We start from the raw sequence: 14,863 nt of genomic DNA, 5'->3' as shown, positions 1-14,863 counted from the left end.
AGCACAAAAATTCTGATACGGAGTAAATAACGAACATATTAATACTATTTTGAACAGGTATATTCTAATGATGCGAAAAGCAAAGTGCTATCATTATTTTGCAAACACATAATTATCATTTGAATTGGAGAAAAGCTAAATGCGTAGTACTTTTTTATGGAACGACAATTGGACTTTCATCAAAGAGAATAAGAAAGAGCAGGTGGTGATTCCTCACACCTGGAATGCCGAGGATGGTCAAACAGGACCGCAGCAATATTATAGAGGCACCTGTTTTTATAAGAAGTCATTTGGTAAACCTGTCATGGAAGAAAATCAGAGGTGCTATCTGGAGTTCAGAGGCGTTAATTCTTCCTGTAAGGTTGCAATAAACGGAAGTGACATCTGCTCTCATGACGGAGGATATTCCACCTTTAGATGCGATATTACTGATTTTTTGTCTGATGAAAATGAGATAGAAGTGAGTGTATCCAATGAGCCAAATGATAGGGTATATCCTCAGAGAGCTGACTTCACATTCTATGGCGGAATTTACAGAGATGTATATCTGATAATAGTAGATAACGAGCACTTTGACCTTGATTATTTTGGAGGAAACGGACTGTATGTTACACCTTCAATAGATGGAAAAAATGCAGTAATAGATGTAAAAACCTACATTACAGGCAATCCGGACAGAATTCTGATATCAATCGACGGCATCGGTGAAAAAGAAATTGAGATTTTGGAAGAAAACGGCAAAAAAGTGGCTAAGGGTAGTTTGAAAATAGAGAATGCTCATCTTTGGAACGGATTGGAAGATCCCTATTTATATAAGATCACAGCAACGATGTTCAAGGGATCTGAGCAGGTGGACAGACTTTATGACAGATTTGGAGTCAGAGAGTTTTCCTTTAATCCTGAAAAGGGATTTTTCTTAAATGGAGAAAGCTATCCGCTTCATGGTGTTTCAAGACATCAGGACAGAGCCGGGGTTGGAAATGCTCTTACAAAAGAGATGCATGATGAAGATATGGAGCTGATCCTGTCCATGGGTGCCAATTCTATAAGACTTGCCCATTATCAGCACGATCAGTACTTCTATGATCTTTGTGACGAGAAGGGAATCGTTGCCTGGGCAGAGATTCCATATATCACAGTGCACATGGATGGTGGCCGTGAAAACACCATTTCACAGATGAAGGAGCTCATAACTCAGAATTATAACCATGCATCCATCATGTGCTGGGCTCTTTCCAATGAGATAACACTTCAGGGCGTTACCGAGGATCTTATGGAAAATCACAGGATTCTCAACAATCTGGTTCACGAGATGGATCCCGGCAGAGTATCCGCAATGGCAAATCTTTTCATGCTTGAGACGGATTCACCCCTTGTGGAGCTTCCTGATATCAGAGGCTATAACCTGTATTACGGCTGGTATGTGGGCGATATGGAGGATAACGATAAGTGGTTTGATGATTTCCACAAGGAGCATCCAAATACAGTTATCGGCCTTACGGAATACGGTGCGGATTCAGTTATATCGCTGCAGTCGCCAAAGCCTGAAAAGGGCGATTTTACTGAAAGCTATCAGGCAATTTATCACGAGCACATGCTTGAAATGTTCAGCACAAGACCCTATATCTGGGGAACCTATTGCTGGAACATGTTTGAATTTGCAGCAGCCGGCAGAGAGGATGCAGGGGATCCCGGGAAAAATCATAAAGGACTTATCACTTTTGATAGGAAAACAAAGAAGGATGCCTATTACATCTACAAAGCATGGTGGTCAGATGAGCCTTTCGTTCATCTGTGCGGAAGAAGGTATCACGATCGGATAGAAGAAAACACAGAGATTAAAGTGTATTCCAATCTGAATAAGGTGACTCTTTACGTGGATGACAGAGAAGTGGAGACCAAAGAAGGAAAACATATATTTAAATTCATGGTTCCGATTTCTGCAGTACATAGAATCAAAGCTGTGGCAGAGGAACAGAGTGATGAGATGGAAATAGTAAAGGTTTCAGAGCCAAATCCCTCATATTTTATTTCGGCAGACAAGGTTAGAAACTGGTTTGACGAAAAGGATGAGGAAGTGTCAAATGACAGCGAATATCTCTCACTTTCCAGTACCATGGCAGAAGTAAATGCTGTCCCTGAAGGGAAGGCGATACTTGATAATATGATGGCTGCCATGAATTCCAGAACAGCAGGTGGTATGGGAGAAGGAGTGAAAATTCCTAAAGCAATGCAGGCAATAATCGCAAGACAGCCGATTAATAAGCTGCTTAAACAAGGCGGATTTGATGCAGATTCTCCTGAGGTTAAGGCTCTTGAAAAAGCACTTTCTCAGATTAAAAAAGCAAAATAATAACGGGGGTAATTTAGATAAACGGAGGGTAACATGGAAAACTTAAATGTAAATAATTCAGATAAAAATAATGTATATCACAAGGCCAAAACCTGGCAGATAATTCTTTTTGCCTGCAACGGACTTGTGGGTATGAGCCTATATTCACTGATCGGCCTCGCCAGCTATTCAGCCAATGTGGGCTATGGAATCGCAACTGTAGCGGTTGGCGGAATCCTAACATTTACCAGAATTTTAGATGCTATAACAGATCCTCTACTGGCATTTGTCTACGACAGAGTTAATACCAGATGGGGAAAAATCAGGATACTTATCGTCGCAGGCTGGATTATTGAGGCTATCGCACTTTTCTGCATGTTCAGCGGCTTTTCCAGTAAGGGTCACGGCCTTGCAACCTTTGTGGGATTTTACATACTTTATGTAATCGGCTATACCATGACTAACATGACAGCGCTTACGGTACCGAATTTACTTACCAATGATCCCAAGCAAAGACCTACTATCGGTGTATGGCAGACAGTATTTAATTATCTTGTTCCTATTACACTTAGTATTGCCCTCAATGTAATACTTCTTCCGAAATTCGGCGGAACCTACAACCAGGCCTATCTCTCAGCTGCATGCATTCTAACTCTTGCAGTATCAGCACTTGGAGTGGTGCTTGTATGTATCGGTGTGTCTGAATACGATAAACCTGAAAACTTTAAAAACATTACAGCAAACAAAGAAGAAAAGCTCAGTATTAAGGATATGGTCAGTGCAGTTAAGGAAAATAAACCTTTTCAGTGCTATATAGTTGCTGCAGCATCAGATAAAATTGCGCAGCAGGTTGCAAGTCAGTCAATTGTGGGAACACTACTTGCAGGAATCGTAATCGGAAATATGGGACTGTCAACAATACTTAATATGATAGCTATTTTGCCTGCAATTTTATTTGCCGTATTTGGCGCTCGATATGCAGGAAAGCACGGAAATAAAGAATCCATTACAACCTGGACCTGGGCATGCATGGGAATTTCTGCGGGACTTATAGCTTTCTTTGGAGTAATTGATCCTCATCACATCGCAACCTTTGGACCCATGATGATAATTTACGTTGCTTTAACACTTATTCTTAACGGAGCAAAGATGTGCGTAACCACAGCAAATTCGGCATTTGTATCAGACCTTATTGATTATGAGCTGGACAGAACCGGTAAATTTATCCCTGCTGTAATGACAGGAACCTACAACTTAATTGATAAGATTGTTTCTGCTTTTTCAGTAGTTATCGCAACAGGCGCAGTTGCTCTTGTGGGTTACACACAGACTCTACCTCAGCCGGGAGACCCGCTGACAAGATCTATTTTTTGGATGACAATGTTTTTGCAGTACGGCCTTGCCATGATCGGCTGGATCTGTACCATCGTTGCCATGAGAAAATGCGACCTCACAAAGGAAGAAATGGTTAAGGTACAGCACAGGATTTCTGAGAAAAAGAAGGCAGCAAAAGAGTGTGCCTGATATTGAAAATTTAAAAGGATTTTTATGACAGAAAAGATTTTTAAAAATGCAAAATGGATAACGCCGGAGAAGAAGACAGAGCCTGATGTAAGGAAAGGCGCAGGATATTTAAGGAAAATCCTGATACTTGAATCCGTTCCGGAAAATGCATTGCTTTATGCCACGGCCCACGGCCTTTATGAAATATCAGTTAACGGAAAAGCTGTTACGAATGCCAGGCTCACACCGGGATGTACAGAGTATAACGACAGACTTATGTACCAGCAATACGACATTGCAGGCCTTTTAAAAGAAGGTGAAAATGAGATTTTCGTCACCTTAGGTGATGGCTGGTACAGAGGCTGCATAGGAATTGACGGAACCAGGAATTTCTTTGGAGAGGATATTTCTTTTATCTGCGAGGCTATAGACGGAGTAGGAAAAGAGCTCTTTGTAACAGATGAATCCTGGGAAGGCTCAGGGCAGGGGCCCATACTTCTTACAGACTTAGAGCTTGGCGAAAACTATGATGCAAGACTTGAGGATATACAGGAATGGAGCCCTGTGAGGACCTTGGATTTTGATATGGAAAATCTGGTTCCGCAGGACGCTCCCTACATTCTGGAGCATGAGATTTTTGAAGGAAAACTCATAAAAACATCTGCCGGTGAAGACGTTTATGACTTTTCACAGAACCTGGCAGGATACACGGAAATTATGATTGAGAATGCTGTGGCCGGCCAGACTATTACTCTAATCCATGGCGAAACGCTGGATGAAAACGGAAATTTTACCATAGCGAATTTTCAGCCGGGAGACCGAAATAAAGCAGGCGGAATCAAGCAGGAAATTAACTATATCTGCAAGGATGGTAGAAACGAGTTTAAGCCTCATTTTTCAATATTTGGATTTCGTTATGCAAAAATCGTAACGGATATTCCTCTCCAAAACATAAGCATTCGAAGCATCGCTGTTTACTCTGATATGAGAGAAACAGCGGACTTTGAGTGCTCAGATGAAGCTGTAAACAAGCTTTTTAAAAACAGCAAATGGAGCATGAAATCCAACTTCTGCGATATTCCAACGGACTGTCCCACCAGGGAAAGAGCCGGCTGGACCGGTGATGCCGGAGTTTTTGTAAAGACCGGATCCTATCTTATGGACTGCGAGGGTGTTTATCGCAACTGGCTTTCCAGTGTCAGGTTTAACCAGCATTCTGACGGCAAGATGGCATATATCAGTCCAAGAAACGGTGTGCCCGGAAGAATTGCAGAGATGTTTTCTGCTTCAGTTGGCTGGGGAGATGCTTCGGTCATTGTTCCTTACTTTTTATATAAGAAATCGGGAGATGTATCTATCCTTTCAGAAAACTACGAAATGATGAAGGCATGGGTAGGCTTTCTTGAGAAAAGAGCCGGCAAAAGCAAGCTAAAGAACCGTTTTGGCAAAAATCCCTACAGAAAATTCATCATAGATACAGGCATGGATTACGGTGAATGGTGCGAACCCGGAGCGGATGTTATGAAGACCATGGCAGCGGCATTTAGAGATGGCCAGCCGGAAGTGGCAACAGCATTTTTTTCATATTCATCAAGATTGTTATCAGAGATTGCATGTACCCTCGGTAAGACAAATGACGCAGACTATTACAGGGATTTGTCTGATAAGGCAAGAGATGCGTACAGGTATCTTGTTTTAAAGGATGGTCATATTCACTCCGAGAGACAGTGTGAATATGTAAGACCCCTGGCTTTTGGACTTCTTGAAGAGGATGAAGAGAAAAATGCAGCGGAGGATTTAAACAGGCTGGTAATTGATAATGGATATCATTTAAACACCGGTTTTCTTTCCACGCCTTTCCTCTGCGAAGTTTTGGCAAAGCATGGATACGTGGATACTGCATATAAGCTTCTTTTACAGCGCACATATCCATCCTGGCTTTATTCCGTTGAAAAAGGTGCAACGACCATCTGGGAGACCTGGGATGGCATAAGAGAAGATGGCACCGTTCACGATTCGCTAAATCATTATTCCTACGGAGCAATTTCCGGGTGGCTGATATCAGGAGTTTTGGGAATAAATTACGCACATGATGCAGTAATTATCGAACCTTTTCCCAGTAAACAATTATCCTTTGCGAAGGGATATTTTGATTCACCTAAAGGCATGATAAGAGTAGAATGGAAGTATAATGATAATGATTGTTCTTTTCATATAGAAATTCCTGACGGAGTAACAGCGAAAATCAGAATACACGGCATGGAAGAAACAGCAGTCTGCGGCGGAAAGTATGACTATACCATCAGTTTAGGTAATTAGTTACGAGCCCCGTATTCGAACGAACTCAGTTAGAAATAGCAAGCAATTATAGAGGAGAAAATGAAATGAGCTACGTTTGCAACCCGATAAACATCAACTACAGATATCAGTTTAATGCTGACCCCAGAAAGGGCGGAGAAATCCAGATTTGCAGAGAAGCTGCGGATCCGTCCATGATCCTTTTCAAGGGCAGATACTATATTTTTGCATCCATGACACTGGGAGTATGGGTGTCTGATGATCTTGTAAAGTGGGAAAATCACAGACTTCCTGATGAGCTTCCTTTATACGATTATGCTCCGGATGTACGAGTAATGGGAGATTACGTATATTTTTGCGCATCAAAAAGAGATGAAAACTGCGACCGCTTCAGAACGAAGGATATTCTGAACGGACCCTATGAGAAAATTCCCGGCAACTTCCCTTACTGGGATCCCAATCTTTTCATAGATGATGATGGAAAAGTGTATTTTTACTGGGGCTGCTCCAATACAGAGCCCATTTACGGATGCGAGCTTGACCCTGAAACCATGCTTCCAAAGGGCGAGAAAGTGCCTATACTTGAGGGACATCCCACTGAGTATGGCTATGAGAGAGTTGGAGAGGATAATTCTATTTTTCCTGCTTCACAAGAGGAAATTGAGAAGGGATTTCAGGGCTTTCTTGCTATGCAGAACACCACGGAAGATCAGATTCCCGATGACCTTAAGCCACTAATCAAGGGTATGTTCTCCAATATGCCCTATATCGAAGGCGCCTGGGTGGATAAGCATAACGGAAAATACTATCTGCAATATGCATTTGCAGGAACTCAGTTCAATACCTATGGTGATGGCGTTTACGTATCGGATTCGCCCCTTGGCCCCTATAAGCTGGCTGAGAACAATCCTTATTCCTATAATCCCGGCGGATTTTTACCGGGAGCAGGCCACGGCTCAACCATGGAGGATAAAAGCGGAAATCTCTGGCACACCGCTACCATGAGAATAAGTGTAAATCACGACTTTGAGAGACGAGTAGGACTTTGGCCTGCAGGCTTTGATAAGGACGGAGAACTGTTCTGCAATCAGAGATACGGTAACTGGCCCTTTAAAATAAGCGGTGCAAAGCAGGATCCCTGGAAAAATCCGGACTGGTTCCTTCTGAGCTATGACAAAAAGACAAGCTGCTCATCCGCACTTTCAGAGAATCCTTCAGAAAATGTTACTGATGAGGATGTGCAGACACTATGGCGTCCTGCATCAACAGGCAAGGATGAATGGATTACAGTTGATCTTGGAAACGTATATAAAGTAAATGCTGTGCAAATTAACTTTGGCGATGGAAAGCTTGATATTCCTATCCCCGGTGAGATCAGAGGAACCACTCAGGCTCGTTTTATCGATGACAAGACCTATTGCACCCGCTGGAAAATGGAAGGATCTGTGGACGGCGAAGATTTCTTTGTTTTAGAGGATAAATCAGAAGCAACAACTGATCTGACTCATGACCTGGTGGTAATGGAAGAAGGCAGGGAGATAAGATATATCAGAGTTTCTAATATTGAAGTTCCATATGGACAGATTCCCGCTCTTTCCGGCATTCGCGTATTTGGAAAAGGCGAGGGCGAGCTGCCAAAAGCTCCTGTTTTTTCTGCAAAAAGAGATTCCGGCATCGATATGAGTGTAAAGATTGAAGCAGGAGATAATGCTGTAGGCCATGTGATTCTCTGGGGAAGCTCACCTGAAAAGCTTTATCACAGTTGGATGGTTCTTGGAGATGATGCTGTAGGTAGCGCGAAGCGCATAGGTGCTTTGGTTACCGGAAGAGATTACTATTTGAGAGTAGACAGTTTTAACGAAAGCGGCATTACTGAAGGAGAGGTTACAAAATTATGATGAATCACACAATTCCTCACATTGAAACAAGAAACAACAAGCAGGTGCTGATAGTTGAAGATAAACCCTTCATTTTACTTGCAGGTGAAGTTCACAATTCAGACTCCTCATCACCGAAATACATGGAGGAAATCTGGGATATCGCTGGTCAGCTTGGGATGAACACGCTGCTCCTTCCTGCAACCTGGGAAATGATTGAACCGGAGGAAGGGTGTTTTAATTTTGAAGTGCCCACAGAGCTTATTAATCAGGCAAGAGAGAGGGGAATGAGGATCGTCTTTCTCTGGTTTGGAAGCTGGAAAAATGCAGAGTGCATGTATGCTCCAGGATGGGTAAAGCAGGACCTTAAGCAATTCCCCAGAGCTCAGATTGAAAAGGGAAAAAACAAGGCAGGCCGGGCAATTTCGCCTTCACTTCCTGTAAAAATCCCTTATACTACACTATCTTATCTTGGAGAAGAGACTGTAAAGGCAGATGCAAAGGCCTTTGCTGCTTTCATGTCTTTCCTTAAAACCTATGACGAAGAACAGCAGACTGTTATTGCGGTTCAGGTGGAAAATGAGACAGGACTTCTTGGAGCTTCAAGAGAGGTGTCAGATGCGGCAGATGCTGCTTTTGAGGCAGCTGTTCCGGAAGCTTTTGCCTCATACATGAGAAGTCATACTGAGACTATGACAGAAGAAATAAGAGAAGCGGTTCTTTCGGGAAAAGAGCAGGGTAGCTGGAAGGAAGTTTTCGGAGACTGCGCTGATGAAATTTTCTCTGCATATTATGTATCTAAATTCGTAAATACTGTGGCTGAGGCCGGAAAAAAGGTATATCCGCTTCCCATGGCAGCCAATTGCTGGCTCGATAAGGGTGATAAGCCGGGAACCTATCCTACAGGCGGTCCTATATCCAAGGTTCATGAGGTGTGGGACTTCTGCGCACCAAATATTGACGTGTATTGCCCGGATATTTACGTACCGCAGTTCAAAGAAGTTTGCGACGAGTATACAAGACGCGGGAATGCTCTTTTCATTCCGGAGAGTGCAACTCACGGCTACGCCGCCCCAAGACTTTGCTATACAGTAGGGCACTATCACGCTATGTGTTATTCACCCTTTGGCTTTGACGATATTGGTAAGCCATTTACTGCAGTGCAGGCCTTTTTATTTGGAATGGACGTAACTGATCCGGCCTTGAAAACACCTCAGAATTTCGAAGAATATGCGGCTTACGGTCAGATTTTAAAGGAAATGATGCCCATGCTTGCAGAAGCCTACGGCACTGATTGCCTGCAGGCCGTTTCAGCGGAAACAGATTCTCCCGCACCTGCTGCGGATGGGAATCCCTTCGGGGCACTACCGGCCACTATGAATTTTGGCTCATTTAGCGTAAGCGTAACCTTCAAAAGTCCAGTAAATCCACGCTCAGACGGAGCATGTCTCTGCCTTAAAGTAAGCGATAATGAATGCTGGGTAGTAGGAAACGCCTGCGGAATTTCCTTGAATTCGGCAAATCCTGATGTTCCAAACCTGGATTTTTTAGAGGTTACTGAAGGATGCTTTGAAAAGGGCAGATGGATTCCAGGCCGCAGATTAAACGGCGATGAGGCGGCACAGATGTCCATGAGCAGTCCCAGTGTTTGGCATATTAGATTTTTTACCTATGAATGATAGTAATGAGGTTTTTATGAACGAAGAACAACGTGCAGGTTCTGATTTTTCCGGAGCAGCTGCATGTCCTGTAAAAAAGGGCGTGCAGCAGATAATGCTTGGAAGAGTATGCAAAAATCACGACACCACTCTTGATGCTCTAAGAAGGATTAAGGCTGCAGGCTATGATTACATAGAGCTCAATGATTTCATGGTTCAGAAGTCTTCTTTGATAGTAAAGCTTCTGACAAGCTTTGGAGGCATGAGTATCGGAAACAGCGGAAATCATGACTGGCACAGGCTGATTTCTGAAAGTGGTATGCTGGTCAGTAGCCTCAATTCTAATCTTGGCGCTGTAGAGAACGATCCTGCCGCAATTGCTGAGCTTGCAAAAAGCTTTGGCACTGACGTTGTGGTGATTACCGGAATGTACAGGTTTGATTACAGCGATAATACCGAAGTTGAGAAGCTGGCAGAGCGACTGAACTGTGCAGGAAAAGCACTAAAGGGTCAGGGCATAAAGCTTTTGTATCACAATCACAACAGTGAGTTGCAAAAGGTGAGATATGGCGTAACTGCATACGACGTACTTATAGAAAAAACAGTCCCGGAGTATGTGAATTTTGAGCTTGATACCTATTGGATGACAGATGGCGGAGCAGATGTGTATGCCATCATTGATAAGCTTGGGTCCAGACTTAGATTCTGGCATATTAACGACAGGGGAAACAGAGAAAAAGGGCCCTATATGACGCCAATTCTAAAGGAAAATCCTACAGAGCTGGGCTATGGAAATATGAATCTTGAAGGTATTTCATGCGCAGTTAAGAAATGCGGCATTGAAGCTGTAATCTTGGAAACTCACATGAACTGGATTCAAAATGATCCTGTAAAAAGCGCTGAAGTAAGCGCAGAATTTATAAAAACGCATTTTTAAGCGCCGGGTTACCAGCGATGAGTTCCTATTCCTGGGCCAGCGCAACAGAAGGCTATCTGACGGACAGAATATAATTAAACATCATTTTGGATAAGGTTTAAATTTGACAAAAAGAGCGCAAGATACGACAAGCCTCCGAGATTTTTATATGCAATAATATAAAAATCTCGGAGGTAATTTTATGCGTAGCTTTAGTTTATTTGAAAATGGAAAAATAGCAGACTTCCTCATTGAGAAGGAAGCCTTCGAAGGAATAAAAATAATCGGAAAAACCGTGGCAGAGGATATAGAAATCGTCACAGGAAAAAGACCTGAGATTTACGATGAGCTTTCAGAGATCACTTCTGAAAACCTGATCATTGCAGCTACTATTGGTAAAAGTCCTGTCTTAGACAGACTTATTTCTGATGGAAAAATATCTGTAAGTGACATAGACGGGAAACGCGAAGTTTATAAGATGTCTCTTGTGGAGGCGCCTTTCCCGGAGTATGGCAGTGTTAAGAAGCTTCTGGTAATCGCAGGAAGTGACAAGCGCGGAACTATCTATGGCATGTTTAGCCTGTCAGAGATATGCGACGTATCACCGCTTGTTTTCTGGGGTGATGCAGCGCCTGCCAAAAAAGCCGAGCTGGTTTTAGATTTTGAAAAAGAGATTGTATCAAAGGAGCCCTCAGTTAAATACCGCGGATTTTTCATCAATGACGAGTGGCCTGCCTTTGGAAACTGGTGTACTGAGCGCTACGGCGATGTTAATGCCAATGCCTATGAGAAGATTTTTGAGCTGCTGCTTAGACTGAAGGGCAACTATATGTGGCCTGCCATGTGGAATTCTTCTTTTTCAGAGGACGGTCCCGGGACACAGAGTGCAGAGCTGGCTGATACCCTTGGCGTAATTATGGGAACATCACACCATGAGCCCCTTTGCAGAGCAGGTCTTGAGTGGCAGAGACAGTATAAAAAATATAGTGATGATAATGCCTGGAGCTTTATCACCAATGAGAAGGGCATCAGAGAATTTTGGAAGGACGGCGTAATTCGAAATAAGGACTTTGAAAACGTCATTACAATCGGTATGCGCGGTGAGTCTGATTCCAAGCTTTTACCTGAGGATGCCACACTTAAGGACAATATTGATGTAGTAAAAAAGGCCATCAAGGCTCAGGATGATATTTTAAGAGAGCAGATGAATCCTGAGCTTACCGGCATTCCTCGTATGCTTGCAATCTACAAAGAGGTGGAGGATTACTACTACGGTGATGAGAATACAGAAGGGCTGAAGGATTGGGATGAGCTTAAGGATGTAATTTTTCTTCTAAGTGACGATAACCACGGTCATGTGAGAGCACTGCCCACAAAAGAGGAAGCAAAGCACCCCGGCGGCTTTGGAATGTATTATCACTTTGATTATCATGGCGCACCCATAAGCTATGAGTGGGTAAACTGTAACAGGCTTACAAAGACCTGTGAGCAGATGAGCCTTGCCTACGAGGCAGGTGTTAGGGAAATGTGGATCGTCAATGTTGGCGATCTTAAGATGAACGAATATCCTCTTAGCTTTTTCATGGAGCTTGCTTATGACTATGATGCCAATAAAGATATGGATAAAATCGAAGATTTCATCAGGAATTGGATTGATACTCAGTTTGGAGATGGCGCATCAAATGCTCAGAAGGATGATATCTTCGAGGTTTTGACAGGGTATTCTACATGGAATTCCACAAGAACTCCTGAGACCACAAACCCCAGAGTATACAATCCTGTAGATTTCATGGAGGGCGACAGAGTTCGCAGCGAAGTAAGTCGTATTTTGGAAAAAGCCATAAAGCTTGATAAGGAGCTGCCTGAACCTGCTCTTACAACCTATAGAAGTATGATTTTCTATCCTGCGGCAGCTTCACTTAACAATATTCTTATGAATGTGGAAGCAGCCATGAACAGAGAGCTGGCAGAGAGAGGTTGCGTGTATGCTAACCACTATGCGAAATCCGTTATGGAGAGAGTTCGCGCAGATAAAAAATATGTGGCAGATTTCCACGGCTTTAATGGCGGAAAATGGAATCATATGATGAGCTCAGCCCACACAGGTTTTAGAAGCTGGGATGCCTATAACTGGTCATATCCTACGGTTTCTTTTGTTTCGCCACTTTATGAAGCAAAGGCTATCATATCATTTAGAGGATCAAGACAGCTGGATCTTGGCACGCACTGGCAGGGAAGTCCCGCTCTTAGAAACGATGCTTTCACAAGACCTGACACTGAGCAGGTTCTGCTTGATATAGACAGCAGAGGAGAGATTGGATTTACTTACGAGATTGAAAGTGACTGCGAATGGCTTATCTGCAATGAATCTAAGGGCAGAGTAGAAATAGCTGATAATGCTCTTGAAATTGCCGGTAGTATGACGGCGGGTTCATCTTCAATTGAAACAGGTGCTACAGAATCCGCAGAAGGCAGAAAAACAGTTGTGTTTACTGTGAACAGAGATGCTATTTCCGGAAAAGATACCGCCGAAGCTAGGGTAAAGCTCACCTTTGATAACGGCACTGTATCTGAAACAAGACTTTCATTTGAAGCTGATAATTCCGATATGTCAGAGCTTCTCGCAGGCCTTAACGAGGATTTACAGACATCCGGTAGCTCTAATGCCGCTGATACAACTCATAAAAAGAACGTCTTTGTAGAGCGTCAAAACCTTATCGTTATTGGTGCAGAAAACTTCGCAGAGAAATCAAATGTTGAGGCTGCAGGCTTTAAGGTTATAGCACACCTTGGAAAAGCCGGAGCATCAGCAATCAAGGTAATCCCTGCGACGGAGAGCTATGGCGTAGAACAGATTAAGTCAGGTGATGTGCCCTGCGTTAAGTATGCGTTTATTGCAGAGGAAAGCGGACTTTATGATATAGTTTTCCATTGTACAATGAGAAATCCCATCATTCGCAGCGGACGTCTTAACTTTGGCTATGCCGTAAATGATGGAGATGTATCCATTGCTCACGGTGTAGGTGATGGCTATTTTACAGATTACCAGTGTGCTGAATGGGACAAGGCAGTCCTTGATCACGAGCATGTTGCTACCGCTAAGATTGAACTGCGTAAAGGCCTCAACACATTGTCAGTATATGCCGGAGATGCAGGCTTTGTGCTTGAAAAACTCGTAATGCACAAAGATACCTATGAGCTTCCGCAGACATATTTAGGACCGGTAGAGAGCTATTTCATTTAAATATGTTGAAGACAGAGATAAAGGCAGGGCTGTTGGACCCTGCCTTGTTTATTCATGCCATTGGGGACCGTCCCCGGTGGCACGTGCCAAAGAGAACCGTCCCCGGTGGCACTCACTTAACCAATATTTTCTCCGAAACAGTCCTATTGAAGAACTGAATAAATGGTCCAAACCCAAATGCGGAAACCAGTGTGCCGATGCCTACTATTCCGCCTGCAAGGAAGCAGATGAGAGCACAAATGGCATCGCACATGATTCTTGCAAGGAAATACTGGATTTTAGGGAATCTCTCATTGATTATGAGGGCCAGTGCATCGTATGGTGCAACGCCAAGATCCGCTGTCTGATATAACGACAAGCCAAGAGAGATCGCCAGAACACCCATAAATACTATAAATAATCTAAGCACAAAGCCCTGGGGTTCGCCCACGATTCCAAACAGCAGATTGTAGAAGAAGGTGGCAATATATCCAAGGAAAAATGCGTTGATCACCGTTCCGAAACCGATAAGCCTTCTTCCAAACAGTATCTGAATTACAAAAAGAAGCAGGTTTACAATTATCTGCAAAACAGGGTAGTAGATTCCTGTAACCTCGGCAAGAGCCATGTTCATACCATCAAATGGATCGTTTCCCATCATGGAAAGCTTGAAAATACCAACTCCAAGGCCTACAAAAATATTTCCAATGATTACGCCGATAAATGTTCTTTTCATGCCTGCATCGGCAAAGTATTTTTTCAAATTCATCTTTTCATTCCTTCTAAATCTCTATTGATAGCAGATTCTGCCTGCAACTATCCTGCAGAAAAAAACCATACACTACAGTATAACATTTTAATTATCTCTCTTTTTACAAAAGTGTTCCTAAAATATTTATAACGCGTCTTTTGCACAACATATATAAGAAAAGCTCTTACGTCAAATTTATATACCTATTTCTCCCGTAACTTCTCCGTTCGGTATATAAATTGAAAATGATAATTTGACTTATATACTTTTTCGATAAGCATTTCCTGTAACACTCACCCCTGGTA

At 42.9% G+C, this 14,863-nt stretch carries 8 protein-coding genes; 7 read left to right on the top strand and 1 reads right to left on the bottom strand.

Annotation, left to right across the window (positions count from 1 at the left end):
• Positions 1-139 precede the first annotated feature (139 nt).
• From G603_RS0118075 to G603_RS21030, 7 genes are all read left to right on the top strand, one after another.
• On the top strand, positions 140-2,353 hold the full coding sequence (locus tag G603_RS0118075) for a glycoside hydrolase family 2 protein (protein ID WP_026671059.1): 2,214 nt from the start codon (positions 140-142) through the stop codon (positions 2,351-2,353).
• Between the two features lie 33 nt (positions 2,354-2,386).
• Positions 2,387-3,856 carry an MFS transporter gene (locus G603_RS0118070; protein ID WP_026671058.1) on the top strand — a complete coding sequence of 490 codons (1,470 nt, stop codon included), beginning with the start codon at positions 2,387-2,389 and terminating at the stop codon, positions 3,854-3,856.
• Positions 3,857-3,880: 24 nt separating this feature from the next.
• The gene (locus G603_RS0118065) at positions 3,881-6,154 is read left to right on the top strand and encodes a family 78 glycoside hydrolase catalytic domain (protein WP_035793991.1); all 2,274 of its coding nucleotides are present in this window, start codon (positions 3,881-3,883) and stop codon (positions 6,152-6,154) included.
• Positions 6,155-6,219: 65 nt separating this feature from the next.
• On the top strand, positions 6,220-8,031 hold the full coding sequence (locus G603_RS0118060; protein WP_026671056.1) for a family 43 glycosylhydrolase: 1,812 nt from the start codon (positions 6,220-6,222) through the stop codon (positions 8,029-8,031).
• Positions 8,028-9,689: a GH35 family beta-galactosidase gene (locus tag G603_RS0118055; RefSeq protein WP_051208108.1), complete on the top strand. Its 1,662-nt coding sequence runs from the start codon at positions 8,028-8,030 to the stop codon at positions 9,687-9,689. The genes G603_RS0118060 and G603_RS0118055 overlap by 4 nt, the downstream gene beginning before the upstream one ends.
• A gap of 16 nt (positions 9,690-9,705) precedes the next feature.
• Complete coding sequence (locus G603_RS0118050) at positions 9,706-10,605, top strand: sugar phosphate isomerase/epimerase family protein (protein ID WP_051208105.1); 900 nt, start codon at positions 9,706-9,708, stop codon at positions 10,603-10,605.
• 181 nt (positions 10,606-10,786) lie between these two features.
• On the top strand, positions 10,787-13,828 hold the full coding sequence (locus tag G603_RS21030; protein WP_051208102.1) for a glycosyl hydrolase 115 family protein: 3,042 nt from the start codon (positions 10,787-10,789) through the stop codon (positions 13,826-13,828).
• A 112-nt stretch (positions 13,829-13,940) separates the two neighbouring features.
• On the opposite strand, the gene G603_RS0118040 is transcribed toward G603_RS21030, so the two are convergent.
• Positions 13,941-14,576 (bottom strand): YczE/YyaS/YitT family protein, encoded by a 636-nt coding sequence (locus tag G603_RS0118040; protein ID WP_081669982.1) that lies wholly within the window; start codon positions 14,574-14,576, stop codon positions 13,941-13,943.
• Between the last annotated feature and the right edge of the window lie 287 nt (positions 14,577-14,863).

Origin of the sequence: Butyrivibrio sp. AE3006 (genome assembly GCF_000424165.1) — a bacterium.
Lineage (GTDB): Bacteria > Bacillota > Clostridia > Lachnospirales > Lachnospiraceae > Butyrivibrio.
This window is presented reverse-complemented; position numbering and strand designations above follow the sequence as displayed.